Genomic DNA, 26,147 nt, shown 5'->3' on the forward strand with positions numbered 1-26,147 from the left:
GTCGCATCCAGTATGCGGAGTGGGCCGGACGGCCCAGCGCCGGGTGCCCGTTCGGGGGAGGCGGACGGCGTGGTGGGCCGGAGGGGGGCCGGGGCGGGTACGTTCCGCGGGTGCCGAACGTCCGTCAGTCCACGTACCGCCTGGCCGCGCTGGCCCTCGCCGCGCTCTGCTGCACCGCCGCACTGCCCTGGCAGGAGCCGCCGCCGGGGATGTCCGCGGTGGGTGGGGAGCTGCTCGGGCGCACGGGCGTGCAGGTCGCGCCGCAGGCCGGGGCGCCGGCCCTGCCGACCGGGCTGACCGGGCAGTCCTGGCTGGTGGCGGACGCCGGCAGCGGTGAGGTGCTGGCCTCGAACAACCCGCACTGGCGGCTGCCCCCGGCCTCCACCCTGAAGATGCTGTTCGCCGACACGGTGCTGCCGAAGCTGGACCGCAACGCCGTGCACCGGGTCACCGACGCCGAGCTGCTGGGCTCGGGCCACGGCAGCAGCCTGGTGGGGATCAAGGAGAACCTCGACTACCGGGTGGAGGACCTCTGGCGCGGGGTCTTCCTGAGCTCCGGCAACGACGCGGTGCGGGTGCTGGCGCACATGAACGGCGGCATCGAGGTGACGGTGGACCAGATGCGGGCCCGGGCGAAGGAGCTGCAGGCGCTGGACACCTCGGTGGTCACGCCGGACGGCTACGACATGGACGGCCAGCTCTCCTCGGCCTACGACCTGACCCTGTTCGCCCGCGCGGGGCTGCGCAATCCGGAGTTCCGGGCGTACTGCTCCACCCGGGACGCCCAGTTCCCCGGCGCGGTGGACAAGGCGACCGGGCAGCGCGGCTCCTTCGGGATCGCCAACACCGACCGGCTGCTGGGCAAGTACCCGGGCCTGTTCGGGGTGAAGAACGGCTACACCACCAACGCCGGCGCCACCTTCACCGGCGCCGCCGAACGCGGCGGCCGGACCCTGCTGGTGACGGTGATGCACCCGGCCGACTACCAGCGGGTGTACGAGGAGACCGCCGCGCTGCTCGACTGGGGCTTCGCGGCCGCCGGGAAGGTGACGCCGGTCGGGCAGCTGGTCGGCGGCGGGGCGGCGGCGGGGCCGGCCGCGGCGCAGGGGCCGGACCAGCCGCCGCAGCCCGCGCCGGTGGAGCGGGCCGGGGCCCCCGCCGGGTCGGGCGGGGGCCCCGGGTGGGTGACCGCCGGCTTGGTGGTGCTCGCCGGGGCGGCGGGGGCCGGTTGGTGGTGGTGCCGGCGGGTCAGTGCAGCGCGCGCCGGACGGCGCGGGTGACCATCGGCGGGAGCAGGTCGAGCGCCAACCGCCGGGCGGTGGAGCGCCGGCCGCCGGCCGACGCCGCGGTCGGGGCGTCGTCCCAGGCGAGCCGGTGCACCACGAGGCCGTTGATGTGCTCCTCGTCGAGGCGGAAGCCCTCGGCCCGCCAGTCGCGTTCCAGCAGCGTCGCGGTGAGCGCCGCCTGGTCGCCCCAGGTGCCGTAGAACTTCTCCGGGGTCAGGCAGACCGGCTTGAGGCCGTGCACGTAGACCGCCTCCCAGACCGCCGCCGAGACGCCCGGGGTGTGCGGCGAGCGGTAGTCGTCCAGCACCACCAGGCCGTCGGGGGCGAGCGCGGCCCTGGCCACCTGGATGTCACCGGCCACGTGCTCGTACAGGTGCGAGGCGTCCACGTGGACGAAGCGGCAGCTCCCCGCCGGGATCCGGCCGTCGGCCAGCACCGAGGTCGGCGCCTGCACCACCTCCGGCAGCTCCTCGTGGAAGGCCAGGTAGTTGACCTCGAACGCCCGACGGGTCAGGGTCTTCCGGTACGACATCGCCATCTCGGCCGTGTTGTCCTCGTCCGGAGCCTCGGAGTCGAACAGGTCACAGACCGTGAACCGCTCACCCGACTGCAGGTAACGACCCATCAGGATCGCGCTGCGGCCCAGGTAGCTGCCGAGCTCCAGCAGGTCGCCCTTGAGGCCGGAGGCGGTCTGACGCTCCAGCAGCCAGCCGAACAGCTGCTGGTCGGCGTGCCAGAACCAGCCGGGCACGTCCTCCAGACGGGTGGGTGGCGGGGGGAGTCCGGGCAGGTCGGCCGGGTCGTCGGCACGGGTGGTGGAGCTTGGATCGGCGCTGATCACGGGGGTCTCCAGGGGGTTGCCGCGGACGGGGGTTCCGCTGCAGGTGGTTCTCGCCCACGTGGTGGCAGGGCGAGCGTGGCGGTGATCCTAGCCACATCCCGGCGGTTCCGGCAGGGGGCGTTCAGGGGGTTTCGGCGGCCGGGGCCGGCTCGGCCGACTCCAGCAGGGCCCGGGCCCGCTCCCTGGTCCGGGCCCGGGCCGCCTCCGGGTCGGCCAGCGCCGTCCAGGAGGCGCAGTACATCAGCAGCCGGGAGACGAAGTTGATCCAGAGCAGCAGGGCGACCGGCACGCCGAAGGCCCCGTACAGGCTCTTGCCGGCCACCGAGCCGAGGTAGGACGAGAGCAGCAGCTTGAGCAGCTCGAACCCGACCGCGCCGATCAGCGCCCCGGTGACCAGGGCCCGCCGCTCCAGGTGGTCGGTGATCCGGGGGAAGGGTCCGAGCAGGTAGCTGAACAGGACGAAGTCGGCGCCGACCGCGATCACGAACCCGACCGCCGTCAACAGCCAGCCCACGCCGTCCAGTTCGAGCCAGTCGGCGGCCCGCCGGGCCAGCGTGGTGGCCACCGCCGAGGCACCCAAGGAGACGGCCGTCACCAGACCGAGGCCGAGCAGCACGGCGCAGTCCCAGAGCTTGCGCAGCACCGGGTTGCCGTCCTCCTGGGGCAGCCGCCAGATCTCCCGGACGGAGCCGCGCATGGTCTCCACCCAGCCGAGGCCGGAGATCAGCAGCAGCACCCCGCTGATCACCCCGACGGCGTTGGCGTTGGCCACCAGGGCGGGCAGGTCCAGCGCGTCGGAGAGGCCGGGCAGCTGCTCGGCGATGTCGTCCTGGAGCTGCCGCACCCGGCTGTCCGAGAGGGTCTTCACCGCGATCGCGAAGGCCACCGTGAGCAGCGGGAAGAGGGCCAGGAAGCCGAAGAAGGTGACGGCCCCGGCCAGCCGGTTGCCCTGCACCTCGTTCATGTGCGCGTACGCCAGCCAGGGGCGGCTGCGCAGCACCCGGGCCACCAGCGGGCCGACCACCGGGAGTCTGGTCAGGAAGTCCACGCCGTCACCTCGCCCTGCTCCGCCCCCGGTCGGTCCGGGCCGGGTCCCTGTATACCGGCCCGGCGGCCGATCCGCGCGGAAGCGCTCCGTCCGACGCCCCGTCGGTCCGGCCTGCCAGTCAGTCCGGTCAGCCCCGGTGCCGGGCCCGGCGGATCGCCGCCGCGACCACCGGCGGGAGCAGGTCGGCCGCCATCTGCCGGGCCACCGCCGCCGGCCGGCGGGCGGCGGCGGCCCGGGCACGGCGCTCGGCCAGGTCCTGTGCGGCCCGCAGCGCCGAGGCGGCGGCGGCCTCGGCCGCGGCGGCGGCCTCGACGGCCTTCGGGTCGGGGGCGGGCGGCGCGTTGCGGGGCCGGGGGAAGGCGGTCGGCCGGGTGGGCTTGCCGTCGAGCCGCAGCACCCGGTGGCCGCCGATGGTGTCCACGTTCAGCCAGCAGCCCTCGGCCCCGCCGCCGACGGCCAGCAGCTCCTCCTGGAGCGCGGTCGGATCGCCCCAGGTGCCGTAGAACTTGCACTCCGTCAGCAGCGCCGGCTTGAGGCCGTGGTCGAAGACCGCCTCCCAGATCGCCGCGCCCACGCCCGGGCAGTGCTCGGACCGGTAGTCGTCCAGCACCAGCAGGCCGTCGGGGGCGAGCGCGGCCCTGGCCACCTGGATGTCACCGGCCACGTGCTCGTACAGGTGCGAGGCGTCCACGTGGACGAAGCGGCAGCTGCCCGCCGGGATCCGGCCGTCGGCCAGCACCGAGGTCGGCGCCTGCACCACCTCCGGCAGCTCCTCGTGGAAGGCCAGGTAGTTGACCTCGAACGCCCGACGGGTCAGGGTCTTCCGGTACGACATCGCCATCTCGGCCGTGTTGTCCTCGTCCGGAGCCTCGGAGTCGAACAGGTCACAGACCGTGAACCGCTCACCCGACTGCAGGTAACGACCCATCACGATGGCGCTGCGGCCCAGGTAGGCGCCCAGCTCCAGCAGGTCCCCGTGCTGGCCGATGCGCTCCTGCCGGGTCAGCAGCCACTCGAAGGAGTGCCGGTCCTCCTCCCAGAACCACCCCGGGACGTCCTCGAGGCGGGCCGGTTCGGCCAGGGTGACGGTGCTCATCGACTGCTCCTCACGACACTGCGGTGGACCGCCGTGGGCGGCCTGACCGGAGCAACGACCCGGGGCCGTCCGGGTGACCCTCCCGTTCGGGTGGGACGCCGGGCGCGAGGTTGACGACCGCGGCGCGGCCCGCACAGCCGGGGGTCGCACGGCCGGACGGTAGAATCGCGCCGAAGCTGTGTGCCCGGTGGGCGTCCGTCCCCGGACACCCACCGCTCGCACGTCCCCGATGAAAGGCCCGCGCAGCCGATGGCCCCCCGCCTCTCCGTCGTCGTCCCGATCTACAACGTCGAGCGCTACCTCGAGGAGTGCCTGGACTCCATCGCCGCCCAGACCTTCACGGACTTCGAGTGCGTGATGGTGGACGACGGCTCCAAGGACGGCAGCGCCGCCATCGCGGACGCGTACGCCGCCAAGGACTCCCGCTTCCGCCTGGTCCGCCAGGAGAACAAGGGCCTCGGCGCGGCCCGCAACACCGGGTACCGCCACATCGACCCGGACGGCGAGTTCCTCAACTTCGTCGACAGCGACGACACCCTGCCGCCCAGCGCCTACGAGCTGATGATCGGCACGCTGGACGAGACCGGCTCCGACTTCGCCACCGGCAACGTGCTGCGCTTCCGCGCCGTCGGCTACTACCAGTCCGGCGGGCACGTCAAGCCGTTCCGGGAGACCAGGCTCAAGACCCACATCACCGAGATCCCGGCGCTGGTCACCGACCGCACCGCGTGGAACAAGGTCTACCGCCGCTCCTTCTTCGACGCGGCCGGCGTGCTCTACCCCGAGGGCATCCTCTACGAGGACGCCCCGGTCAGCGTCCCGCACCACTACCTCGCCAAGAGCGTGGACGTGCTCTCCGAGCCGATCTACCACTGGCGCGAGCGCGAGGTCGGCGAGATGTCGATCACCCAGATGCGCTTCAACCCCAAGGGCCTGATCGACCGGGTCAAGTCGATGGAGCTGGTCCGCGCCTGGCTGCAGGCCCGGCCCGAGCCGGAGTTCAAGGAGTACCTGCGCTCCTACGACGAGAACAACCTCGTCGAGGAGATCCCGATGTTCTTCTGGTCGGTGCTGGACGGCGACGAGCCGTACCGCGAGGCCTACCAGGTGCACGTCTCCCGGCTGCTCCGGGCGATCGGCCCGGAGCAGGTCCGCAAGCTGCGCGCGCCGCTGCGCCTGAAGTACCACCTGACGGTGGCGAACCGGATGTCCGAGTTCATCGACCAGATGGAGTTCGAGAAGGACAGCAACGGCGCCGCCCCGGCCCGCGGCCTGCTCCGCCCGTACGCCGACTACCCGTTCCTGCGCGGCGGCCGCCGCAGCGTGCCCGCCGACGTGCTGCGCCTGGACAACGCGCTGGTGATGCGCAGCCGGCTGTACGAGACCGCCTGGGAGGACGGGAAGTTCCGGCTGACCGGCCACGCCTTCCCCGAGCACCTGGGCGCCGAGAACCGGCACGACATGGTCAAGGTGCTGGTCCTGCGCGAGGCCAAGGGCCGCCGGGTGCTGGCGGTGCCCACCAAGACCGCCTACAGCCCGGAGGCCACCGCCTCCTCCTCCCACGACCTGTACAGCTGCGACTGGGCCGGCTTCTCCGTCGCCGTCGACCCCAAGCGGCTCAAGCACCGGGGTCAGTGGAAGGAGGGCCAGTGGCGGGTGCTGATCGCCGGGATCGGCAAGGGCGGCGTCTACAAGGGCCGGATCTCCGGCGGCTGGGCGGACAGCGCCGAGAACCCGCCCTCGCACTGGGTCGACCAGGACGTCCGGATCGTGCCGTGGCTGAACCAGGGCCACCTCTACCTGAAGGTGGAGAAGGTCCGGGCCCGGGTCCTGACGGTCAGTGAGCTGGACGGCACCATCACCATGACCGGCCGGGTGACGGCCGGCGCCGACCTGGCGCAGGCCCGCCTGCGGCTGCTGCACACCGAGTCGGACCGCGAGCTGTTCGTCCCGCTCGAGCTCTCCGCCCCGGTCGGCGACCAGGTCGGGTTCACGGCCGTCTTCCCGATCTCCGAGCTGGCCCAGGTCCGCGAGGCCTGGGACGCGCTGGACCCGGCCGCGGAGGAGCGGACGCGGGACCGCTGGAGCTGTGACATCCACCTCGGCGGCAAGCTCGTCACGCCGATAGTGCTGGACGACCGGGCTCCGTTCGAGCACATCGAGGTGCCCTACGAGGGCGACGCCCGGGCCTTCCACTCCAAGTCCTCGCCGGGCGGGCACCTGCAGTTCGCCGACCAGGTGCTCCAGCCGGTGGTGGACGGCATCGCCCCGGCCCCGGAGGCGGAGGGCTTCCTGCTCAGCGGCCGCCTGCCGCTGGCCGGCACCCACCGGTACGAGCTGGTGCTCCGTCACCACTGGCGCGAGGAGGAGCACGCCTACCCCGTCGAGATCACCGACGGCCGGTTCCGCGCCACCCTGCCGGCCGTGCCGACCGCCTCCTTCGCGGGCGAGGTGCCGCTGCACAAGGGCACCTGGGAGGTCTTCTTCCGCCCGGCCGGGGCCACCGGCGGCCTCTGGCCCAGCGTCATACTGGCCAAGGAGTCGCACGACTCGTTCCCGTTGGAGATCGAGGCGCGCGGCCGCCGGGTGGTGCTGGAGCGCCGCGTCTACGACCACCTCTCGCTGGAGTCGCACCCCGACCTGCTCCCGGAGGAGCGCAGCGGCTACCGGCAGCGGCAGCAGCGCAACGCCTTCGCCCGGGCCCAGCTCTCCCCGCTGACCGACACCGTGCTCTACAACGTGGGCTTCGGCAGCCACTACGCGGACTCGCCGCGGGCGATCCACGAGGAGCTGGTGCACCGGGGCGCCGCGCTGCGCCACCTGTGGACCAACGACGACCTCCAGGCCGACCTGCCGTCCACCGCCGAGCCCGTCCGGCAGTGGAGCCCCGAGTGGTTCGAGGCCCTGGCCACCGCGAAGTACGTGGTGACCAGCACGCACATGCCCGACTTCTTCGTCCGGCGCCCCGGCCAGGTGGTCCTGCAGACCTGGCAGGGCACCCCGGTCAAGCGGATCGGCCACGACTTCGAGAAGGTCTGGTTCACGGACGCCAACTACCTCAAGGAGCTCGACCGCGACGTCGCGCAGTGGAGCATGCTGGTCTCGCCGAACACCTTCTCCACCGGGGTGATGCGCCGCGCCTTCCGCTTCCAGGGCCCGATCCTGGAGACCGGCTACCCGCGCAACGACGTGCTGCTCTCCAGCGACCGGGAGAAGACCGCCGAGCGGGTCCGCGAGCGGCTCGGCCTGCCCGAGGGCAAGAAGGTGGTGCTCTACGCGCCCACCTTCCGCGAGGACCGGCGCCGCCCGCAGGGCGGCTACCAGCCGGACCTGCGGGTCGACCTGGACGCCGCCCGGGCGGCGCTCGGCGAGGACCAGGTGCTGCTGGTGCGCACCCACGCGGTGATGTGCGGTCAGGTCCCGGGCGCCGGGAACGGCTACGTCTGGGACGTCTCCACCTACCCCGACACGGCCGACCTGCTGCTGATCGCCGACGTCCTGGTGACGGACTACAGCTCGGCGACGGTGGACTTCGTGAACACCGGCCGCCCGGTGCTCTTCTTCACCCACGACCTGGAGCACTACCGGGACAACCTGCGCGGCTTCAGCTTCGACTTCGAGGCCGAGGCCCCGGGCCCGCTGCTGGCGACCTCCGAGGCGCTGGTAGAGGCCCTGGGCAGGGTGGACGCGGTGGCCGCCGAGTACGCGGACGCCTACGCGACCTTCAAGCAGAAGTACTGCGACCTGGACGACGGCAAGGCCGCCGCCCGGGTGGTGGACGCCCTGCTCAAGGGCTGACCCGCCGTCACCTCGAACCCGCCTTCGACCGTGGTCGAAGGCGGGTTCGACGCTTTCCACCGCCCCGGGTGAATCGGGGTCGGCCCGGGCCGACCCCGGTTGACCTGCGGGTTTCGACCGGTATGGGATGGGATCTTCCCTCGTCCCGCCTGCCGGAAGGCGCCCCCTTGTCCGTTCTCCGCACCGTCGGCGTCGTCGCCCAGCGCCGTCCCGAGCCGGCCGCGGAGCACCCGCCCGTACCTCCCTCGTACGGGCTGCGCGAGGTCCGCTGGACCGACGGCCGGCTGGAGCTGACCTGCTCCGCCCACCCCGGGGACCGGGACACCACGCGGCACCTGAGCGCGCGGACCGCGGTGCACCTCACCCGGCCCGGGCACGAGCCGGTCCGGCTGAGGACGCGTCAGCTCCACTGCCCCGAGGTCACCGAGGAGAGCGGCCAGGAGGAGTTCAACCACGACTGGGCGGCCTTCGTCGCGGAGCTCGACCCGGCCCGGCTGCGCGACCCGGCCCGGGCGCACGAGCCGGACGGCGGCTGGCCGGACGCCGAGTGGCTGGTCGAGGTGGTGCTGCCGGTCGCGCTGGGCCTGACCGGGCTGCGCCGCGCCCAGGGCTCGCCCGGCCCGTACTGGTGCGGCTCGGGCGAGTACCCGCCCGCGCACTGGGTGGACCGCGACGTCCGACTGCTGGTGCTCTTCACCGAGCGCGGTCTCACCCTGAAGCTGCACCGGGTCTGGAGCCGCCTCACCGGGCTGCGCGCGGTGGACGGCGGCCTGGAGCTCTCCGGCTGGGCGCACGACGTGCCCGAGGGCACCGTCTACCGGCTGCGCCACCGTGAGGGCGGCGGCGAGAGCCGGCACCCCGTCAGCCCGGACGGCCGGGAGTTCACCGTCCGGCTGCCCTTCGAGGCGCTCGCCCCGGGCGGCGGCGCCGACACCGAGCACCGGGACGGCGAGCACTGGGACACCGAGCACTGGGACGGCGAGCTGCTGCGGCCGGACGGCTCCACCGAGCGGCCGGTGCTGGACGACCGCGCCGTGCCCGGCGGGCTGCTGCTGGCCCACCCGGCCGGCGGCGCCCTGACGGTCAAGCAACTCGCCGACGGCTACCCGCAGTTCCGCCTCCAGCCGGGCGCCGTGCTGGTGGACGCGGTGACCCCGGCCGAGGACGGCTTCCGGCTCGCCGTGCGCACCGAACTGCCCGGCGACGGCCCGCTGGAGCTGGTGCTGCGGCACGGCAACGGCACCGGCGAGGTCCTGGTGCCGGTCGAGCGCGGCACCCGGCTCACCGTGCCCTGCGCCGTGACCGGCTCGGACCGGGCCCGGCGGCCGCTGCGGCGCGGCATCTGGGAGCTGCGGCTGCGGCCGCTCGGCGACCGCTCGGCCGAACGCCCGCTCCAGCTCACCGGCCCCGCCCTGGCCGCCCTGCCCGCCGAGGTGCGGCTCGGCCCGGCGGCCGGCTTCCCGGCCGGCGGGGACAAGCGGGTGCGGCTGCGCGGCCGCTGGCACGACACCCTGATCCTGGACTCCACCCCGGTGCTCGCCCCGGCCGAGCGCAGCGCGTACGCGCAGCACCGGCTGCGCACCTCGGCGTACCCGGCCGCCCGCCGCCGGCCGCTGCGCGAGGCGGTGCTCTACGACGTCTTCGGCGGCCGCGGCTACGCCGACTCGCCGCGCGCCGTGCACGCCGAACTCGCCCGCCGCGGGCTGCCGTTGGACCATCTCTGGGTGGTGGACGACGCCCGGGCCGAGGTGCCCGCCGGGGTCCGGCCGGTGCGGGCCCACGGCCCCGAGTGGTACGAGGCGCTGGCCACCTCCCGCTACCTGGTGGGGAACACGCACTTCCCGCCCTTCCTGGAGCGCCGCCCCGGCCAGGTGGTGGTGCAGACCTGGCACGGCTCGCTGCTCAAGCGGATCGCGCACGACGTCGCCAACCCCTGGCTGGCCGACGCCGGTTACCTGGCCGCGCTGGAGCGCGAGGTGCCGCAGTGGAGCCTGCTGGTCTCCCCCAGCGCCTTCGCCACCCCGATCCTGCGGCGGGCCTTCCGGTACGGGGGCGAGCTGCTGGAGAGCGGCTACCCGCGCAACGACGTGCTGGCCGCCGGCGCGGACCCGGCGGGCCTCCGCCGCCGCCTCGGCCTCCCCCCGGGCAAGCGGGTGGTGCTGTACGCGCCGACCTGGCGGGAGGACCAGCAGCGGGCCGACGGCGACGGCTTCCGGCTCGGCCTGCGGCTGGACGTGGCCGCCGCCCGGGCCGCGCTCGGCCGGGACCACGTGCTGCTGGTGCGCCCGCACTCGCACGTGGCGGAGCCGCTGCCCGGCGCCGGGGACGGCTTCCTGTACGACGTCGGCGACTACCCCGACCCGCAGGACCTGCTGCTGGCCGCCGACGTGCTGGTGACGGACTACTCCTCGATCGTGTTCGACTTCGCCGTCACCGGCCGGCCGGTGGTCTTCTTCACCTACGACCTGGAGCACTACCGGGACACCCTGCGCGGCTTCTACTTCGACCTGGAGGCCGAGGCCCCGGGGCCGCTGCTGCCGAGTTCGGCGGAGGTGGTGGCCGAGCTGCGCGCGCTGGCCGACGGGCGGGGGCCGACGGAGCGTCAGGCCGCCGCGTACGAGCGCTTCCGGGCGGTGCACTGCCGGCTGGACGACGGCGGGGCGGCGGCCCGGGTGGTGGACCGGATGCTGGCCCTCGGGGCCGGCCCGGGCTGACGGCGGCTCGGCCCCGGGCGCCGGTCCACCCCCGCTCGGCCCCGCTCGGCCCCGCTCAGCCCCGGTGGGCCCCGCTCAGCCCCGGCCGGACGCGGTGCCGAAGGCGTAGCTGCGCCAGGGGCGCCAGACCTCGTCGGCGCCGAAGCGGGAGATCGCGAAGCCGGTCACCGCGAACCGGGCGTGGAAGGAGCGGACCTTGGCCTGCGCCTCGTCCAGGCCCGGCTCGGCCAGGCCGTGGGCGACGGTGACGTGCGGGTGGTACGGGAAGGCGAGCTCGCGGGCCAGCGGGCCGGAGCGGACGGCGGCCTCCAGGCCGCGGCACTCCTGGGCGCCCTCCTCGACCTTGACGAAGACCACCGGCGAGACCGGGCGGAAGGAGCCGCTGCCCTGGAGCAGCATCCGGAACGGCCGGTGCCCGGCGGCCACCTCGTGCAGGTGGGCCTCGACCTCGGCCAGCCGGGCCACGGCTATCTCGGTCGGCGGCAGCAGGGTGACGTGGGTGGGTATGGAGCGGGCGGCCGGGTCGCCGAGCGCGGCCCGGGCGTCCTGGATCGCGGTGCCGTAGGGCTCCGGGACGTGCACGGCCACGCCGATGGTGACGAGCTCCTCGGGGAGCTCGTCACCATCGGGCGTGGTCCGGGTGTCCATCGGGTGGGTGTCCGTCAGCGCTTGGGGGGCAGGAAGCCCATGCGGTCGTAGACGGTGGCCAGGGTCTGCGAGGCCACCTCGCGGGCCTTCTCGGCGCCCAGGCCCAGCACGCGGTCCAGCTCGGCCGGGTCGTCCAGGTAGGTGCGGGTGCGGGCCTGGAACGGGGTGACCCAGTCCGCGAACAGCTCGGCCAGCTCGGTCTTGAGCGCGCCGTACATCTTGCCCTCGAAGTGGGCGACCAGCTGCTCGATCGACTGCCCGCTGAGCGCGGAGTGGATGCGCAGCAGGTTGGAGACGCCGGCCTTGTTCTCCTCGTCGTAGGTCACCACGGTGTCGGTGTCGGTGACGGCGCTCTTGAACTTCTTCGAGCTGACCTTGGGGTCGTCCAGCAGGTTCACCAGGCCCTTGGGCGAGGCGGCCGACTTGCTCATCTTGGCGGTCGGGTCCTGCAGGTCCTGGATCTTCGCCGTCTCCTTGAGGATGTACGGCTTCGGCACGGTGAAGGTGGGCGCGTACCGGGTGTTGAAGCGCTCGGCGAGGTCGCGGGTCAGCTCGATGTGCTGGCGCTGGTCCTCGCCGACCGGGACGGCGTCGGCCTGGTAGAGCAGGATGTCGGCGATCTGCAGGATGGGGTAGGTGAACAGGCCGACCGTGGTGCCGTCGGCGCCCTGCTTGGAGGACTTGTCCTTGAACTGGGTCATCCGGCTGGCCTCGCCGAAGCCGGTCAGGCAGTTCATCACCCAGCCGAGCTGCGCGTGCTCGGGCACGTGGGACTGGACGAAGAGGGTGCAGCGCTCCGGGTCGAGCCCGGCGCCGAGCAGCTGGGCGGCGGAGATCCGGGTGTTCTCGCGCAGTGTCGCCGGGTCCTGCGGCACGGTGATCGCGTGCAGGTCGACCACCATGTAGAAGGCGTCGTTGGCCTCCTGGAGGTCCACCCACTGGCGCACCGCGCCGAGGTAGTTGCCCAGGTGGAAGGAGCCCGAGGTGGGCTGGATGCCGGAGAGGACCCGAGGACGGTCCGTGGCCGGACCGGTGACCGCTGCGTTGACCATGGGCGCCATTGTTCCAGCTTCACCGACCGCTCAGGAAACATCCGCCCCCACGGCCTCGGACACTGTGACCGCGCTCACCCTGATCCGTTCGATCCGGCGGCCGTCCAGCTTGGCCACCGCGAGCCGCAGCCCGGCCCCGGTGGCCACCTGGTCGCCGGCGCCGGGGAGCCTGCCGAGCTCGCTGACCAGGTATCCGGCGACGGTCTCGTAGGGACCCTCCGGAAGGGTGACGCCGGTCTCGGCGGCGAAGTCGGCGAGGTTGAGCAGACCGTCCAGCTCCATCCCGCCGCCGGCCAGCCGCCGGGTCGCCGTGGTGTCCAGGGCGTCGTACTCGTCCCGGATCTCCCCGATGACCTCCTCGACCAGGTCCTCCAGGGTGACGATCCCGGCGGTGCCGCCGTACTCGTCCACCACGATGGCCAGGTGGTGGCCCTCGCGGCGCATCTCGCTCATCGCCTCCAGCACCCGCTTGGTGGCCGGGAACAGCCGCACCGGGCGGGTCAACTCCCGGACCAGGAGCGCCTGCTCGCCGCGCGCTCCGTAGAGGTCCCGGACGTGCACGAAGCCCGCCACGGCGTCGTAGGAGCCCTCGGTGACGGGGTAGCGGGAGTGCGGGGCCCGGCTGGCCTGCTCGCGGACCTCGGCCAGCGGCCGGTCGGCGTCCAGGAAGGTGACCTCGGTGCGCGGCACCATCACCTCGCTCAGCCGCCGCTCCCCGGCGGCGAACACGTCGGCGATCAACTCCCGCTCGTCGTGGCCGAGTTCGGTGCTGGCCGCGACCAGGTCGCGGAGCTCCTCCGAGCTGGGCCCCGGCTGCTCGCCGCGCAGCCCCCGGACGTAGCCGAGCAGCCGGGCGAAGGGGCGGAGCAGCTCGCCGATCAGGGCGGCCGCCGGAAGGAGCAGGAGCAGGGCGAGGGTCACGGCAGGCAGCATACGGAACGCGCGACGGCCGGGCCGCCCCGCGAGGGGCGACCCGGCCGTCGGGGTGAGCGGGGCTCAGATCAGGCCGAGGGCCTGCACCGCGTCGCGCTCCTCGACCAGCTCGGCGACCGAGGCGTCGATCCGCTTGCGGGAGAACTCGGAGATCTCCAGGCCCTGGACGATCTCGTACTTGCCGTCCTTCGCGGTGACCGGGAAGGAGGAGATGATGCCCGGCTCGACGCCGTAGGAGCCGTCGGAGACGATGCCCATCGAGGTCCAGTCGCCGTCCTTGGTGCCGTTGACCCAGGTGTACACGTGGTCGATGGCGGCGTTGGCGGCCGAGGCGGCCGAGGAGGCGCCACGGGCCTCGATGATGGCCGCGCCGCGCTTGGCGACGGTCGGGATGAACTCGTCGGCCAGCCAGGCCTCGTCGTTGACGGCCTCGGCGGCGTTCTTGCCGTTGACCAGCGCGTGGAAGATGTCCGGGTACTGGGTGGCCGAGTGGTTGCCCCAGATGGTCAGGCGCTGGATGTCGTTCACGGTGACGCCGAGCTTCTTGGCGAGCTGGGCGACGGCGCGGTTGTGGTCCAGGCGGGTCATCGCGGTGAAGCGGTCGGCCGGGACGTCCGGGGCGTTGCGCTGGGCGATCAGGGCGTTGGTGTTGGCCGGGTTACCGACCACCAGGACCTTGATGTCGTCGGCGGCGTTGTCGTTGATGGCCTTGCCCTGCGGGCCGAAGATGCCACCGTTGGCCTGCAGCAGGTCGCCGCGCTCCATGCCGGCGGTGCGCGGGCGGGCGCCGACCAGGAGGGCCACGTTGGCACCGTCGAAGGCGACCGACGGCTGGTCGGTGATGGTGATGTCGCGCAGCAGCGGGAACGCGCAGTCGTCGAGCTCCATCGCGGTGCCCTCGGCGGCCTTGACGCCCTGCGGGATCTCCAGCAGGCGCAGGTTGACCGGGACGTCGGCGCCGAGCAGGTGGCCCGAGGCGATGCGGAAGAGCAGCGCGTAGCCGATCTGGCCGGCCGCGCCGGTGACGGTGACGTTGACGGGGGTGCGAGTCATTTTCTGTCTACTCCAGCGATCGCCAGGGTGCCACGCCCCACCGCGCGCCCGCGCTGGAGCCGAGGACGATCTCTCGACATCGAGAGATCCGGGCGTCAGGTTATCGCAAGCCCGCTGCCCGGCGTGAGCACGGCACTGGCTGATACGTCACAACGGGCACGCACGGCTCCGCGCACCGCGACCGCGCACGACGGCCCCCGCCGGGGCGGGGGCCGTCGGGTTCAGCGGCGTTGGCGGCCGATGAGGTGCCCCATGTTGTCCAGCACCGAGAGCCGCAGCCACGGGTCGGGCTGGGCGATCAGCGTGAGCAGCACGATCACGGCGCCGAGGAAGCCCAGCACGGTGACGTCGGTGAAGCGGCTGCGCACCGCCAGCATGCCGACCTCGGGCAGCACCAGCCGCAGCGCGGCGCCGACCAGCAGCGCGGCCCCGGTCAGCAGCAGCCCGTACTTGAAGTCGCCGAACCAGGTGACGCCCAGGCCGACCACGGCCAGGCCGAGCACCAGCGTTATCGGCCACTGCCGGACCGGCAGCGGATGGCTGCGGTCCAGCGCCGCGGCCGAGCCCTCGGGCGGGAGGGTGCCCGTGGTCTTCACCGGCCGCCGTCGCGACCGGCCCGGCATGGACGCCACCGGGGTCAGCCGTTCGCGGCGCGCTCGGCCGCCACCACGATGTTGTTGAGCAGCATGGCGCGGGTCATCGGGCCGACGCCGCCCGGGTTCGGGGAGATCCAGCCGGCCACCTCGGCCACGCCGGGCTCCACGTCGCCCTGGATCTTGCCCTCGCCGTCCCGGCTGACGCCCACGTCGAGCACCGCGGCGCCCGGCTTGACGTCCTGAGCCTTGATCAGGTGGCCGACGCCGGCGGCCGCGACGATGATGTCGGCCTGCTTCAGGTGCTTGGAGAGGTCCCGGGTGCCGGTGTGACAGAGCGTCACGGTGGCGTTCTCGGAGCGGCGGGTGAGCAGCAGCCCGATCGAGCGGCCGACGGTGACGCCGCGGCCGACCACGACCACCTCGGCGCCGTCGATCTCCACCTTGTGGCGGCGGAGCAGCTCGATGATCCCGTACGGGGTGCAGGGCAGCGGGCCGTCGATGCCGAGGGCGAGGCGGCCGAGCGAGGTCGGGTGCAGGCCGTCGGCGTCCTTGGCCGGGTCCATCAGCTCCAGCACCGGGTTCGGGTCCAGGCCCTTGGGGAGCGGGAGTTGGACGATGTAGCCGGTGCAGGACGGGTCGGCGTTGAGCTCGCGGACCACGTCCTCGACCTGCTGCTGGGTGGCGTCGGCGGGCAGCTCGCGCTGGATCGAGGCGATGCCGACCTCGGCGCAGTCGCGGTGCTTGCCGTTGACGTACCAGCGGCTGCCCGGGTCGTCGCCGACCAGCAGGGTGCCGAGGCCGGGCACGACGCCCCGCTCCTTGAGGGCCGCCACGCGGACGGCGAGTTCGGACTTGATCGCGGCCGCAGTGGCCTTGCCATCGAGAATCTGGGCAGTCATGACGCCATTCTCCCGGATCGGAGACGGTGCCCCGGCGCGTGCCACCCGGGTTGCGGTTGCGCCACATTTCGGAACGGACGGTGAGCACCGCTGGACACGGCGGGCACGCCCCAACCACGATGAGGGGACGTGACACACGGGGGGACCGCAGCAGTGAGCAATCCGTACCAGCAGCCGCCGCCTGATCCGTACGGCGGGTACGGGCAGCAGCCGCACCCGCACCAGGCGTACCCCGCCCCGGGGTACCCGCAGCAGCACCAGCAGCCCCAGCCCGGCTACCCGATGGGCCCGATGGCCCCGGTGGGCCCGGTGGCGGAACCGAACGGCATGGCCAACGCCGCGCTGGCGCTGGGCTTCGCCTCCATCGTCATCTGCTTCTACGGCGCGCTGCTCGGCCCGGTCGGCCTGGGCCTGGGCATCGCCGGCCTCAACCGCTCCCAGCGCACCGGCATCGGCCGCACGCAGGCGATCGGCGGCATCGTCCTCTCCGCCCTCGGCCTGCTGATCGGCATCGCCGGACTGGTCTTCTACGAGACCGTGGCCGAGAACTACGTCCCGTGATACAGCAGTTGACGACCCGCTGGGCGGGCACGGCGGGCACGCCGCGCGGCGGCGCGCTGCGGGTCGCGGTGCGCGCGGCCGGGGCGGCGGTGGCCGCGCTGACGGTCGCGCTGCTGCACGACGCGCACGACCCCGGCGTGCTCTGCCCGCTGCGCCGCTTCACCGGGATCCCCTGCCCGGGCTGCGGCTCCACCACGGTCTTCATCGAGGCGGGGCACGGCGACCTCGCCGCCGCCCTGCTGGCCAACCCGGTGACGGTGGTGGCCGGCCTCGGCCTGCTGCTGGCACCGCTCGGCCCGGGGCGCTGGTGGTGGGGGCTGTCGAACCGTCACCGGAATGTCCTGATCGGTACCGCTTTAACGGTGTCCTGGCTCTGGCAGTTGCACCGTTACGACTTCCTGCTGCCGTAATCGCAAGGCCTTCTGACGGAAAGTGACCTCCACCGTGTCACTCCGTTCCGCTAATCTCCCACCCGGTCGGCACGTCAACTGCCCGTCCGTCCCAGGGTTCTCCTGTTCCCGTCCCAACCTCACCATCCCGCCCACGGAGGCATTGATGAGCTACCCGCCCGACCCGAACAACCCGTACGGCCAGCAGCCCCCGCAGGGCTACGGCTACCCGCAGCAGGGCGCCCCGCAGGGCCAGCCCGGCTACGGCTACCCGCAGCAGCCCCCGGCCGGCCAGCCCGGCTACGGCTACCCGCAGCAGCCGCAGGCCGGCTACGGCCAGCCCGGCGGCGGCTACCCGAACGCGGGCAACGTGCAGAACTTCTACGCGGGCTGGGGCAGCCGCGTGGTCGCCCGCATCATCGACAGCCTCGTGATCGGCCTGATCCCCGGCATCATCCTGTTCGCGATCCAGCCGAAGACCGAGTACAACGCGGCCACCGGCACCTTCGAGACCAGCGGTGGCGGCGGCGCGTACTACGCCTTCAACTTCCTCTTCACCATACTCATCTGGGCCGTGCTGGCCTGGATGAAGAGCTCCATGGGGCAGTCGCTGGGCCAGAAGGCCGTCAACATCCGCATGGTCCGCGAGTCGGACGGCCAGAAGCTCAGCTTCGGCGCCGCCTTCGGCCGCGAGGCGCTGCACATCCTCGACTACGTCTGCTGCATCGGCTTCCTGTGGCCGCTGTGGGACGCGAAGAAGCAGACCTTCGCGGACAAGATCATCGGCACCGTGGTCGTCAAGGCCAACTGACGTCACGTCACGCAGCGGCCCCGCACACCTCACGGTGTGCGGGGCCGCTTCGCGTCACCGGCCAGGCCGGCCCGGCGAGCCGGGGCTCAGTGGAAGAAGTGCCGGGTCCCGGTCAGGTACATCGTCACGCCGGCCGCCTTCGCAGCCGCGATCACCTCGTCGTCGCGGACCGAACCGCCGGGCTGGACCACGGCCTTGACGCCGCCGTCCAGCAGCACCTGGAGGCCGTCCGGGAACGGGAAGAACGCGTCCGAGGCGGCGTACGAGCCCTGCGCCCGCTCGCCGGCCCGCTCGACCGCGAGCTTGGCCGAGTCGACCCGGTTGACCTGGCCCATGCCGACGCCGACCGAGGCGCCGCCCTTGGCCAGCAGGATCGCGTTGGACTTGACGGCCCGGCAGGCCCGCCAGGCGAAGGCCAGCTCGGCCAGCTCGCCCTCGGAGAGCGCCTCGCCGGTGGCCAGCGTCCAGGTCGACGGGTCGTCACCGGCCGCGTCCACCCGGTCGACCTGCTGCAGCAGGGCGCCGCCGGAGATCGGCCGGACCTCGACCGCGTTGGCCGGGGCCTCGGGAGCGCGCAGCACCCGGATGCTCTTCTTCCGGGCCAGCACCTCGACGGCGCCGTCCTCGTACGCCGGGGCGACGACGACCTCGGTGAAGATCTCGGCGATCTGCTCGGCCAGCTCGACGGTGACCGGACGGTTCACCGCGATCACGCCGCCGAAGGCGGAGAGCGGGTCACAGGCGTGCGCCTTGCGGTGCGCCTCGGCGACGTCCGCGCCGGTGCCGATGCCGCAGGGGTTGGCGTGCTTGATGATCGCGACGGCCGGCTCGGCGTGGTCGTACGCGGCCCGGCGGGCGGCGTCGGTGTCCACGTAGTTGTTGTACGACATCTCCTTGCCGTGCAGCTGCTCGGCGCCGGCCAGGCCGCCGGTGCCGTCGCTGTACAGCGCCGCCTGCTGGTGCGGGTTCTCGCCGTAGCGGAGCACGTTCTCGCGCTCGTACGTCGCGCCCAGGAAGGCCGGGAAGCTCTCGGTGTTCTCGGTGTAGCCCGAGCCCTCGAACCAGGAGGCCACCGCGACGTCGTAGGCGGCGGTGTGCGCGAACGCGGCACCGGCCAGGCGCTTGCGGGTCAGCAGGTCGAAGCCGCCGCCCTGAACCGCCGTCAGCACGTCCGCGTAGCGGGCCGGGTCGACCACCACGGCCACCGAGGGGTGGTTCTTGGCGGCCGCGCGGACCATCGACGGACCGCCGATGTCGATCTGCTCGACGCACTCGTCCGGGGTGGCGCCGGAGGCCACGGTGGCGGTGAACGGGTAGAGGTTCACCACGACCAGGTCGAAGGGCTCGATCTCCAGCTCGGCCAGCTGCGCACGGTGCGACTCCAGCCGCAGGTCGGCGAGCACGCCGGCGTGCACCCGGGGGTGCAGGGTCTTGACCCGGCCGTCCAGGCACTCCGGGAAGCCGGTCAGCTCGGAGACCTCGGTGACCGGCACGCCGGCCGCGGCGATCCGGCCCGCGGTGGAGCCGGTGGAGACGATGGTGACCCCGGCGGCGTGCAGGCCCTGGGCCAGCTCCTCCAGACCGGTCTTGTCGTACACGCTGATCAGCGCGCGGCGGATCGGGCGGACGTCCTCCGAGACGGGGGGCGTGGTGGAGCTGGCACTCATGCCGGAATCCATACCTTTCGGTCCTCGATGCGGTGACCCTCGCGGGCCAGGCGGCCCACGACGTCGACGAGCAGCTGGCGCTCGACAGTCTTGATGCGCTCGTGCAGTGCTTCCCCGCCGTCGGCGTGGTCGGTCTCCTCGACCTCGACCACACCCTGGGCGATGATCGGGCCGGTGTCCACGCCGCCGTCCACCAGGTGGACCGTGCAGCCGGTCACCTTCACGCCGTACGCGAGCGCGTCGGTGACACCGTGCGCGCCCGGGAAGGCGGGCAGCAGCGCGGGGTGGGTGTTGACGATCCGTCCGGCGAAGGCGGCCACGAACTCCGGGCCGAGGATCTTCATGAACCCGGCGGTGACCACCAGGTCCGGCGCGTACGCGGCCACCGCCGCGGTCAGCGCCGCGTCCCAGGCGGCCCGGTCCGGGTGGTCCTTGATCCGCTGCACGAAGGACGGGATGCCCGCCTTCTCGGCGCGCTCCAGACCCGCGATGCCGTCCCGGTCCGCTCCGACGGCGACGATCTCCGCGCCGTAGGCGGGGGTCACGGCGTCGATCAGCGCCTGGAGGTTGGTGCCCGAACCGGAGACCAGCACCACGAGGCGGGCGGGGCCCGGGGTACGCGGCGGGAAGGTCTGCACGGCGTCGGTCGGGGTGGACTGGGCGGAAGCAGCGGCCACTGCGCGAATCTCCGTCGGTCGGGTGCCCGCTGGTACGTCCACCGTCGGTGGGGCCACTACGGGCGGCGCCTGATCGGGCCGGGAACCTTGCCCGGACCTCGACCGTCACCACGATAACGGCTGGTCGGAGGGCCCTCGTAACCGCCCGGCAACGCTACGCGCGTAGTTGAGACGGGGATCTCGCGGCACGCGGATCGGCCACACCCGTGTGACTCCCGCACACCCCTGCGGGATCATTGACCCGGCCCTCCCGGGTCCGCCCCCGTCCCACCCCCGGCCCGACCACCACGACGAAGGATTTGGCTGACAGATGAGCAGCGGAGACGACACCGGCGAGCGCAACCCGTTCGCGCCGCCGCCGGCGAATGCCCCCGACCGGCCCTGGCAGCCGCGCACCCCGCCGCCCGGCTCCTCCACCCCGCCCGACGGCTCCGGCTCCTCCGGTCCGGGTGAGGGCGGGGACGACCGCGGCCTGGTCCCGCCGCCGCACCCGTGGAGCCCCGGCCACCGGGGCAACGGCTGGGGCACCCCGCCGCCGGCTCCGCCGCAGCCGAAGTTCGACCCCAACGACCCGATCCAGCGCCGCTCCCGGCACGCGCTGATGGCCGGCATGGGCGGCCTCTTCTGCGTGGTGCTCGGCATTCCCTACGTCGCCCTGCTGCTCGGGGCGCTGGCCGCCTACTGGGGCATCAGCACCCTGCGCACCAAGCAGCGCGCCAACCCCGACGCCACGGCCACCCCTTCGGCCGCCGGCCCGCAGCCCGTCCGCCCGCAGACCCCCGCCGCGGTCGGCGGCCTCGTCACGGGCGGCGTCACCGTCCTGTTCGTGCTGGCCTCGCTGGGCGTCACGCTCTACTACCAGGACTACGTGAACTGCGTCAGCAGCGCCCTGACCTCCCAGGCCGTGGACAGCTGCGACGACCTCGCCCCGAGCATCGTCGTCAACCTCTACAACCCGGGGCGGTAGACGCGGCGCGGCCGCTGCGGGTCAGCGGGGAGGCGGGTCCGACGCGGCGGTAGGTCCGGCACGGAGGCGGGTCCGCGGTAGGTCCGGCACCCGCAGTAGGTCCGGCACGGAGGCGGGTCCGGCACGGCCGCTGCGGGTCGTGGTCAGTCGTCGGAGCTGCGGGAGCCGAGCTCGGAGAGGCGGACGAGCGCCGCGTGGGTGGCGCGGCGGGCCCGGGAGAGGTGACGGGTGGTCAGGGCGGGCCAGACCCGGGTGAGGAGGGCGCCGGGGACGGTGACGGCGGCCAGCCAGGCGAGGGTGGCGACGGCCGACTGCCAGGGGACGGGGCCGAGGCGGGCCATCCGGTCGGCGGCCAGCGCACCGCCCGCGGCCCAGGCGGCCAGCCCTGCGGAGGCTCCGGCCAGCAGCGAACTGCCCAGCGCGGCCAGGGCGGTGGCCACCGGGTGCCACTCCCCCCGCAGCGCCGCCCGGCCGAGCAGAGCCGCCGGGACCAGCCCGGCCAGCAGCGGCAGGACGCAGACCGCCGGCCACCACCCCGCCGCCCCGCTCTCCGGCAGCAGCGCGAACAGCGGGAAGTCCGGCACCTCGCCGACCCGGGCCCCGAGCGGCGCGACCACCGTTCCCGTTCCGACCGCGAAACCGGGCCCGAGTGCGTAGCCCGCCGCCCAGAGCACGGCGTTGGGCACCAGCAGCGCGCAGGCCAGCGCCAGCCCGCCGACCGTCGCGGGCCCGCCGCCGAAGTCCGCCGCCGACCGTCCCGCCGCACCCAGCCCGAGCAGCACCGTCCCGCCGAACACCGCCGCGCCCGCCCCGACCAGGCCGAGCACGCCCGCCCCGGCGGCCCGCAGCACGGCGGGCCCACCGCCCGTGGGCCTGGCCATGGCCGGCACCCGGTCCGTCCACCGCTCCGGAAGCACGAGGCGGGCGGGCAGCCGCAGCCGGCCGTCCACCGAGCCGACCCCGACCCCGAGCGAGACGGCCACCAGGAGCGCGACCGCCGCCAGATCGGGAAGCGGGCGGGCCCGCAGCTCCCCCTCCCCCGAGCAGTGGGCCACCGCGGCCAGGGCCACCGTCAGGTACCCGGCGCACACGGCCAACGGCGCGCGCCAGTGCAGGCGCTCGCGCCGCCCCAGGCGCTGCCCCGTACGGACCAGCAGCACGGCCGTGACCACGGTGGGCAGCAGCGGGGTGAGGGTCAGCGGAACGCCCGCCGGACCGCGGGCGAGCGGTGCCCCGTGTCCGAGCAGCCAGAGCGCGCCCGCCACCCGCCCGGCCCCGGCGGCGGTGTCGTCCGCGTACGGGGTGACCACCCAGAGGGCCAGCACCGGCACGGCCACCAGGGCCAGGGTGAGCAGCGCGGTGCGGACTCCGGCCAGCAGGTCGGCGAGGAAGGGGCGGACTCCCAGTTCGCCCGGCAGGCCCAGGATCGGACGGCCCATCAGCTGCGTCATGGGCCTCATGCTCCCAAGATCACCCGTTGTGCCCCGTGAAGAGGCAAAGCTCCGCCGTGTCCCGGATTATCACTTCATGTGCCCAGTCCCGGCTCGACGCCAGCCCGACCGCCCGCCCCGGGGGGCGCGGTGACCTCCCCGGCACCCGCCCGTCCGCAGGCCGACCCGGACCGGCTGCTCCGCCTGCTGACGCCGCGTGAGGCCCAGGCCCTCGCCCTGCTGGCCTCCGGCCGGGACACCAGGACCATCGCCGAGGCCCTCGGCGTCTCCACCGGCACAGCGCGCACCCACCTGCACCGGGCGATGCGCAAGCTCGGCGTGCACACCCGGGCGGAGGCCGTCGCCGTCGCCGCCCGGCTCGCCCCGGCTCCCGCCGCCGCCGCTGACGTCGACGGTGGCGGTAGCGGTGACGGTGCCGGCGGTGACGCCGCTGCCGAGCCGGAGACCGGGACCGGGAGCGCGCCGGAGCCCACCCCGGAGCCCGCCCCGGCACCCGTGCCCGTCGCAGGCGGCCTGCCGGGCGCCGTGACGGAGCCGCGCCCGGAGGGGTTCGAGCAGTTCTGCGCGCTCACCCACGTCCGCCTGGTGCAGCAGACCTTCCTGCTCACCGCCTGCCGCCACCGCGCCCTGCACGCGGTGCACCTGGCCCTCTCGGCGGCCGGCCGGCGCTGGCGGGAGGTGGGGGCGCTGCCGGATCCGGAGGCCTGGGCCCGCGCGTACGCCTTCGAGGCCGCGCAGGCGCCGTGGCACCGCGGCGGCCCGCGCCGAGCCCACCCGCGGCGGCTGCCGAGGCGCCGGATCCGGGTGCACCCGCTGCCGGACGCGGCGGCTCCGGAGCCGGACGGCCTCACCCCGCGCGACCGCGACCTGCTCAAGGCGCTCGGCCGGCTGACCCGCCCTCAACTGCGGGCCCTGGTCCTCCACGACGCGCTCGGACTGAGCGCCGAACAGGTGGCGGCCGAGGTCGAGTCGAGTAACGCGGCGGCGGCCGGGCGGGTGCTCAGCGCGCGGGCGGCGATGGCCGCCTCGGTACCGGCCCTGGTGGGGCCGGACCCGACGGCGGAGGGCTTCGGCGACCACCTGGGCGAGCTGCTGCACCGGGCCGCGGTCCACGGCTGCCCCGCGGCCAAGGCCCCCTCCCCCGGACTGCTCCGGGCACGGGGCCGGCTGCGGTCCGGGCTGCTGACGGCCGCCGCCGGAGTCGTCACGCTGGGCATGACGGCGACGATGCTGGCCACCCTGGCGGGCAACGGTCCGTCAGCCCTCTTCCGGGAGCCCGCACTCGCGCCCCCGTCGGTCTGCTCCACCGCCGACAGCGGCAGCGCGGGGCCCGTCCGGTCGGACGTCACGGTCTGGCCGGGCCTGCTCAGCCACTGGTGCGGCCCGACCCCGGGCAGCTCACTGCCGCTGGGGCCGGCGCCCGAACCGGCTCCGGCCGCGGCTGGGGGTGCCACGCCAGGTGCCGCTGCGGGTGCCGCTACGGCCGAGGGCCTCGGACCGCTGGCCGAGGCGGTGCTGCCCCCGGCTCCTGCTCCGTCGGCGGCTCAGGCTCCGTCGGCGGCGGCATCGGCCGTACCGCTGGTGCCGCCGGTCCCGGTACCGGTCCCCGCCGTGCCCTGCCCGCCGCTGCGGCTCTGCCCGGCTGCCGGGCCCGGCGGGTCCACCGGGCCCGGCCACGCCCCGCTCCGCTTCGAGCTGCCACCCGCCTGACGGCGGGTCACCGGCGGTGGCCGGAACCGGCCCGCGCCGAACCGGGCCGGTCGGCCCGGGCTGGGCTGGGCTCGGCCGGGCACGCATGGCCGGGCAGTCAGGGCCCGGCGGTCAGGGCCGGCTGGGCAGCCAGCCGTGCTGGACGGCCTTGACCCCGGCCTCGAAACGGCTGCGGGCGCCCAGACGCTCCATCAGATCGGTGGCGGTCCGCCGGGCGGTCCGCTGCGAGACGCCGAGCCGCTTGCCGATCGCCTCGTCGGTGAAGCCCTCGGCCAGCAGCCGGATCGCGGTGGCCTCCTGCGGGGTGAGCCCGTGGACGTCCGGGGTGCTGGAGGTGCCGAGCGGCTGGGCGCTGGACCAGACGTTCTCGAACAGCGCGCAGAGCGCGGTCACCGTCCCGTGCCCGGTGAGCACCACGGCGGCGGCGGCGCTGTCCTCGCCGTTCACCGGGATCACCACGGTGGTCCGGTCGGTGATGATCATCCGGGTCGGCAGCGAGGGTGCCAGCCGGACCTGGCCGCCGCGCGCGGAGATCCACTCGACGTGCTCCACGGTCGGCTGGTTGTTGCGGCAGCTCTCCAGGTAGACGGTGCGCATCCGGACGCCCCGGTCCAGCAGGTCCTGGTTGAGCGGCCGGGACGCCTCCATGCTCTCCCGGGTGTGCGCACCGTCCGGGGCGAAGGTCATCACCTCGTCCTTGACCTCCCGGGTGAGGGAGGAGAGCCTGCCCCGGATGGCGTCCAGCCCGACCAACTGCTCCACGCCCGGGTGCGCGGTGGTCGGCCGCATGTCCGAGTACTCGGCGATCAGCTGGGCGGCGGCTGCCCGGGAGGCCTCGATCCGCAGCTGCTGGGCGGCCAGCTCGGCCTGCTGGCGGGTCATCAGGATCTCCATCCCGACGTCCGGCGAGACCGCGCGCATTGCCCCGCTCTGTTCGTAGGACGGCCGTACCAGGGCGAGCTCACTGAGCACGTCCAGCGCTGCCCGCACGTCCGCCTCGGCCAGGCCGGTGACCTCCGCCAGACCGGCCACGCCCTCCTGCGGGTGCATCAGCATGGCTCGGTAGACCGCTTCCGAGGTCGTGTCCAACCCGAGAGTCGTGAGCATTTCCCCCACCTAAATCACTCTTCTTACAAAGTGTTCGAAGGATCATTACACGAGACTCCGTCAAGTGACGACCGGGTTTGGACGCTTCGGGCCACGGCCCAGACCGTCCAGCTTTCACCCCTGTTCAGCCGATTCAGGCATTGGCACAGTCGGCTCATGTACCTCATCCACGTCGAACTCCGGCAATCCGCGCAGGGCGCCCAACTCCCCACGGAGACGGCCGAACTGATCCGCGCGACCGCCCGGCCCGAGGACTGCCTGGAGCACGTCGTGGTGCACGGCCGGGTGGTGCCGCACCCCGTGGTCGGGCTCTTCCTCATCGCCGATGACCTGCACCAGGCCGAGCGGCGGGCCGCCGTGCTGATGGACCGCGCGGTGCACCTCCACCCCGCGCTGCTGGGCTGGGGGACGGGCCGCGCGGCCGCCCCGCTGATCGCACCCGCCGTGGAGCTCGGACTGGCCGGTTACGGCCTCGGTGGACGGAACGGTCCAAGGACCTTTCCGTCCACCGGAGATCCCTTCCATCGGCCCTGACCTGCGACGAGAGTAGTGATCGCCGGAAGGGACACCCCACCGGCCGGCCCGGAGGCCGGAAGCGTCACCGCGGGACGCAGGACTCCGGAGCCACTCCACACCCCACTTCTCTCCGAAGGACTCGCCATGCTGCGCACCCACATCGCCGAGGCCGCCGCGGTCGTCGCCCTCGCCCTCGCCGTCGTCGTCCCCGCCCTGGCCGCCCAGAGCGCCCCGGCCGCTGCGGCCACCGCCTCCGGCACCGTCCCGGTCGTCGTCCAGTACGACATGACCTGGCAGTAAGTCGGTGCCCCCGCGGACCGCTGCACC

Annotated in this window: 23 protein-coding genes; 10 read left to right on the top strand and 13 right to left on the bottom strand. The window is 73.9% G+C overall.

All coding sequences use genetic code 11. The annotated features are described in order from the left end of the window. Nucleotides 1-110: 110 nt before the first annotated feature. A complete protein-coding gene (locus ABD946_RS21750; RefSeq protein ID WP_345286056.1) occupies nt 111-1,280 on the top strand; it encodes a D-alanyl-D-alanine carboxypeptidase family protein in 1,170 nt (389 codons plus the stop codon). Here the strand turns inward: ABD946_RS21750 and ABD946_RS21755 are convergent. The 3 genes from ABD946_RS21755 to ABD946_RS21765 form a co-directional block, all read right to left on the bottom strand. Then, nucleotides 1,249-2,076, bottom strand: a complete 828-nt coding sequence (locus ABD946_RS21755; RefSeq protein ID WP_345286345.1) for a class I SAM-dependent methyltransferase — start codon at nt 2,074-2,076, stop codon at nt 1,249-1,251. The two genes, ABD946_RS21750 and ABD946_RS21755, sit on opposite strands and share 32 nt — an antisense overlap. Nucleotides 2,077-2,248: 172 nt before the next feature. Continuing rightward, entirely contained in the window at nt 2,249-3,175 is a 927-nt protein-coding gene (locus tag ABD946_RS21760; protein WP_345286058.1) for a YihY/virulence factor BrkB family protein, read from the bottom strand. 127 nt (nt 3,176-3,302) lie between these two features. Then, nucleotides 3,303-4,271 carry a class I SAM-dependent methyltransferase gene (locus ABD946_RS21765; RefSeq protein WP_345286060.1) on the bottom strand — a complete coding sequence of 323 codons (969 nt, stop codon included), beginning with the start codon at nt 4,269-4,271 and terminating at the stop codon, nt 3,303-3,305. Nucleotides 4,272-4,520: 249 nt separating this feature from the next. On the opposite strand from ABD946_RS21765, the gene ABD946_RS21770 reads away from it, so the two are divergent. Together ABD946_RS21770 and ABD946_RS21775 are read left to right on the top strand one after the other, a co-directional pair. Continuing rightward, nucleotides 4,521-8,069 carry a bifunctional glycosyltransferase/CDP-glycerol:glycerophosphate glycerophosphotransferase gene (locus tag ABD946_RS21770; RefSeq protein ID WP_345286062.1) on the top strand — a complete coding sequence of 1,183 codons (3,549 nt, stop codon included), beginning with the start codon at nt 4,521-4,523 and terminating at the stop codon, nt 8,067-8,069. Nucleotides 8,070-8,236: 167 nt separating this feature from the next. Further along, the gene (locus ABD946_RS21775; protein ID WP_345286064.1) at nt 8,237-10,783 is read left to right on the top strand and encodes a CDP-glycerol glycerophosphotransferase family protein; all 2,547 of its coding nucleotides are present in this window, start codon (nt 8,237-8,239) and stop codon (nt 10,781-10,783) included. A gap of 75 nt (nt 10,784-10,858) precedes the next feature. On the opposite strand, the gene ABD946_RS21780 is transcribed toward ABD946_RS21775, so the two are convergent. The 6 genes from ABD946_RS21780 to ABD946_RS21805 form a co-directional block, all read right to left on the bottom strand. Continuing rightward, complete coding sequence (locus tag ABD946_RS21780; protein WP_345286066.1) at nt 10,859-11,431, bottom strand: 2'-5' RNA ligase family protein; 573 nt, start codon at nt 11,429-11,431, stop codon at nt 10,859-10,861. Nucleotides 11,432-11,445: 14 nt separating this feature from the next. Further along, on the bottom strand, nt 11,446-12,483 hold the full coding sequence (gene trpS / locus ABD946_RS21785) for a tryptophan--tRNA ligase (RefSeq protein ID WP_345286068.1): 1,038 nt from the start codon (nt 12,481-12,483) through the stop codon (nt 11,446-11,448). Between the two features lie 30 nt (nt 12,484-12,513). After that, nucleotides 12,514-13,404, bottom strand: coding sequence for a hemolysin family protein (locus ABD946_RS21790; protein WP_345286070.1), 891 nt, complete (start codon nt 13,402-13,404; stop codon nt 12,514-12,516). A 75-nt stretch (nt 13,405-13,479) separates the two neighbouring features. Continuing rightward, nucleotides 13,480-14,469: a malate dehydrogenase gene (locus ABD946_RS21795; RefSeq protein WP_345286072.1), complete on the bottom strand. Its 990-nt coding sequence runs from the start codon at nt 14,467-14,469 to the stop codon at nt 13,480-13,482. A gap of 221 nt (nt 14,470-14,690) precedes the next feature. Continuing rightward, on the bottom strand, nt 14,691-15,092 hold the full coding sequence (locus ABD946_RS21800; RefSeq protein ID WP_345286074.1) for a DUF3017 domain-containing protein: 402 nt from the start codon (nt 15,090-15,092) through the stop codon (nt 14,691-14,693). 14 nt (nt 15,093-15,106) lie between these two features. Beyond that, nucleotides 15,107-15,964 carry a bifunctional methylenetetrahydrofolate dehydrogenase/methenyltetrahydrofolate cyclohydrolase gene (locus tag ABD946_RS21805; RefSeq protein WP_345286076.1) on the bottom strand — a complete coding sequence of 286 codons (858 nt, stop codon included), beginning with the start codon at nt 15,962-15,964 and terminating at the stop codon, nt 15,107-15,109. A gap of 153 nt (nt 15,965-16,117) precedes the next feature. On the opposite strand from ABD946_RS21805, the gene ABD946_RS21810 reads away from it, so the two are divergent. The 3 genes from ABD946_RS21810 (at nt 16,118) to ABD946_RS21820 (ending at nt 17,725) form a co-directional block, all read left to right on the top strand. Then, a complete protein-coding gene (locus ABD946_RS21810) occupies nt 16,118-16,525 on the top strand; it encodes a hypothetical protein (RefSeq protein ID WP_345286078.1) in 408 nt (135 codons plus the stop codon). An 8-nt stretch (nt 16,526-16,533) separates the two neighbouring features. Next, the gene (locus ABD946_RS21815; protein ID WP_345286080.1) at nt 16,534-16,935 is read left to right on the top strand and encodes a DUF2752 domain-containing protein; all 402 of its coding nucleotides are present in this window, start codon (nt 16,534-16,536) and stop codon (nt 16,933-16,935) included. 145 nt (nt 16,936-17,080) lie between these two features. After that, a complete protein-coding gene (locus ABD946_RS21820; RefSeq protein WP_345286082.1) occupies nt 17,081-17,725 on the top strand; it encodes an RDD family protein in 645 nt (214 codons plus the stop codon). An 86-nt stretch (nt 17,726-17,811) separates the two neighbouring features. Here ABD946_RS21820 and purH read toward each other — a convergent pair whose 3' ends face one another. Then, the gene (gene purH / locus ABD946_RS21825; protein WP_345286084.1) at nt 17,812-19,392 is read right to left on the bottom strand and encodes a bifunctional phosphoribosylaminoimidazolecarboxamide formyltransferase/IMP cyclohydrolase; all 1,581 of its coding nucleotides are present in this window, start codon (nt 19,390-19,392) and stop codon (nt 17,812-17,814) included. Continuing rightward, complete coding sequence (gene purN, locus ABD946_RS21830; RefSeq protein WP_345286347.1) at nt 19,389-20,030, bottom strand: phosphoribosylglycinamide formyltransferase; 642 nt, start codon at nt 20,028-20,030, stop codon at nt 19,389-19,391. Before purN ends, purH begins: the two co-directional genes overlap by 4 nt. A gap of 349 nt (nt 20,031-20,379) precedes the next feature. On the opposite strand from purN, the gene ABD946_RS21835 reads away from it, so the two are divergent. Beyond that, the gene (locus ABD946_RS21835; RefSeq protein ID WP_345286086.1) at nt 20,380-21,036 is read left to right on the top strand and encodes a hypothetical protein; all 657 of its coding nucleotides are present in this window, start codon (nt 20,380-20,382) and stop codon (nt 21,034-21,036) included. A gap of 143 nt (nt 21,037-21,179) precedes the next feature. On the opposite strand, the gene ABD946_RS21840 is transcribed toward ABD946_RS21835, so the two are convergent. Next, entirely contained in the window at nt 21,180-22,487 is a 1,308-nt protein-coding gene (locus ABD946_RS21840) for a cell division protein PerM (RefSeq protein ID WP_345286088.1), read from the bottom strand. Between the two features lie 129 nt (nt 22,488-22,616). Here ABD946_RS21840 and ABD946_RS21845 point away from each other — a divergent pair, with 129 nt between their 5' ends. Continuing rightward, nucleotides 22,617-24,197 (top strand): LuxR C-terminal-related transcriptional regulator, encoded by a 1,581-nt coding sequence (locus tag ABD946_RS21845; RefSeq protein ID WP_345286090.1) that lies wholly within the window; start codon nt 22,617-22,619, stop codon nt 24,195-24,197. 111 nt (nt 24,198-24,308) lie between these two features. On the opposite strand, the gene ABD946_RS21850 is transcribed toward ABD946_RS21845, so the two are convergent. Continuing rightward, the gene (locus tag ABD946_RS21850) at nt 24,309-25,304 is read right to left on the bottom strand and encodes a helix-turn-helix transcriptional regulator (RefSeq protein ID WP_345286092.1); all 996 of its coding nucleotides are present in this window, start codon (nt 25,302-25,304) and stop codon (nt 24,309-24,311) included. A 156-nt stretch (nt 25,305-25,460) separates the two neighbouring features. Here ABD946_RS21850 and ABD946_RS21855 point away from each other — a divergent pair, with 156 nt between their 5' ends. Beyond that, nucleotides 25,461-25,838, top strand: a complete 378-nt coding sequence (locus ABD946_RS21855; RefSeq protein WP_345286094.1) for a hypothetical protein — start codon at nt 25,461-25,463, stop codon at nt 25,836-25,838. Between the two features lie 126 nt (nt 25,839-25,964). Beyond that, entirely contained in the window at nt 25,965-26,120 is a 156-nt protein-coding gene (locus ABD946_RS21860) for a hypothetical protein (RefSeq protein ID WP_345286096.1), read from the top strand. Nucleotides 26,121-26,147 lie beyond the last annotated feature (27 nt).

Source organism: Kitasatospora albolonga, from assembly GCF_039535905.1.
GTDB lineage: Bacteria > Actinomycetota > Actinomycetes > Streptomycetales > Streptomycetaceae > Kitasatospora > Kitasatospora albolonga.

Bases quoted from the DNA above. Each gene is read 5' to 3' on its own strand.
- ABD946_RS21765 (WP_345286060.1), bottom strand. From the start codon at position 4,271: ATGAGCACCGTCACCCTGGCCGAACCGGCCCGCCTCGAGGACGTCCCG.
- ABD946_RS21770 (WP_345286062.1), top strand. From the start codon at position 4,521: ATGGCCCCCCGCCTCTCCGTCGTCGTCCCGATCTACAACGTCGAGCGC.
- ABD946_RS21780 (WP_345286066.1), bottom strand. From the start codon at position 11,431: ATGGACACCCGGACCACGCCCGATGGTGACGAGCTCCCCGAGGAGCTC.
- trpS (WP_345286068.1), bottom strand. From the start codon at position 12,483: ATGGTCAACGCAGCGGTCACCGGTCCGGCCACGGACCGTCCTCGGGTC.
- ABD946_RS21795 (WP_345286072.1), bottom strand. From the start codon at position 14,469: ATGACTCGCACCCCCGTCAACGTCACCGTCACCGGCGCGGCCGGCCAG.
- ABD946_RS21800 (WP_345286074.1), bottom strand. From the start codon at position 15,092: ATGCCGGGCCGGTCGCGACGGCGGCCGGTGAAGACCACGGGCACCCTC.
- ABD946_RS21805 (WP_345286076.1), bottom strand. From the start codon at position 15,964: ATGACTGCCCAGATTCTCGATGGCAAGGCCACTGCGGCCGCGATCAAG.
- ABD946_RS21820 (WP_345286082.1), top strand. From the start codon at position 17,081: ATGAGCTACCCGCCCGACCCGAACAACCCGTACGGCCAGCAGCCCCCG.
- purH (WP_345286084.1), bottom strand. From the start codon at position 19,392: ATGAGTGCCAGCTCCACCACGCCCCCCGTCTCGGAGGACGTCCGCCCG.
- ABD946_RS21835 (WP_345286086.1), top strand. From the start codon at position 20,380: ATGAGCAGCGGAGACGACACCGGCGAGCGCAACCCGTTCGCGCCGCCG.
- ABD946_RS21840 (WP_345286088.1), bottom strand. From the start codon at position 22,487: ATGACGCAGCTGATGGGCCGTCCGATCCTGGGCCTGCCGGGCGAACTG.
- ABD946_RS21850 (WP_345286092.1), bottom strand. From the start codon at position 25,304: ATGCTCACGACTCTCGGGTTGGACACGACCTCGGAAGCGGTCTACCGA.
- ABD946_RS21855 (WP_345286094.1), top strand. From the start codon at position 25,461: ATGTACCTCATCCACGTCGAACTCCGGCAATCCGCGCAGGGCGCCCAA.
- ABD946_RS21860 (WP_345286096.1), top strand. From the start codon at position 25,965: ATGCTGCGCACCCACATCGCCGAGGCCGCCGCGGTCGTCGCCCTCGCC.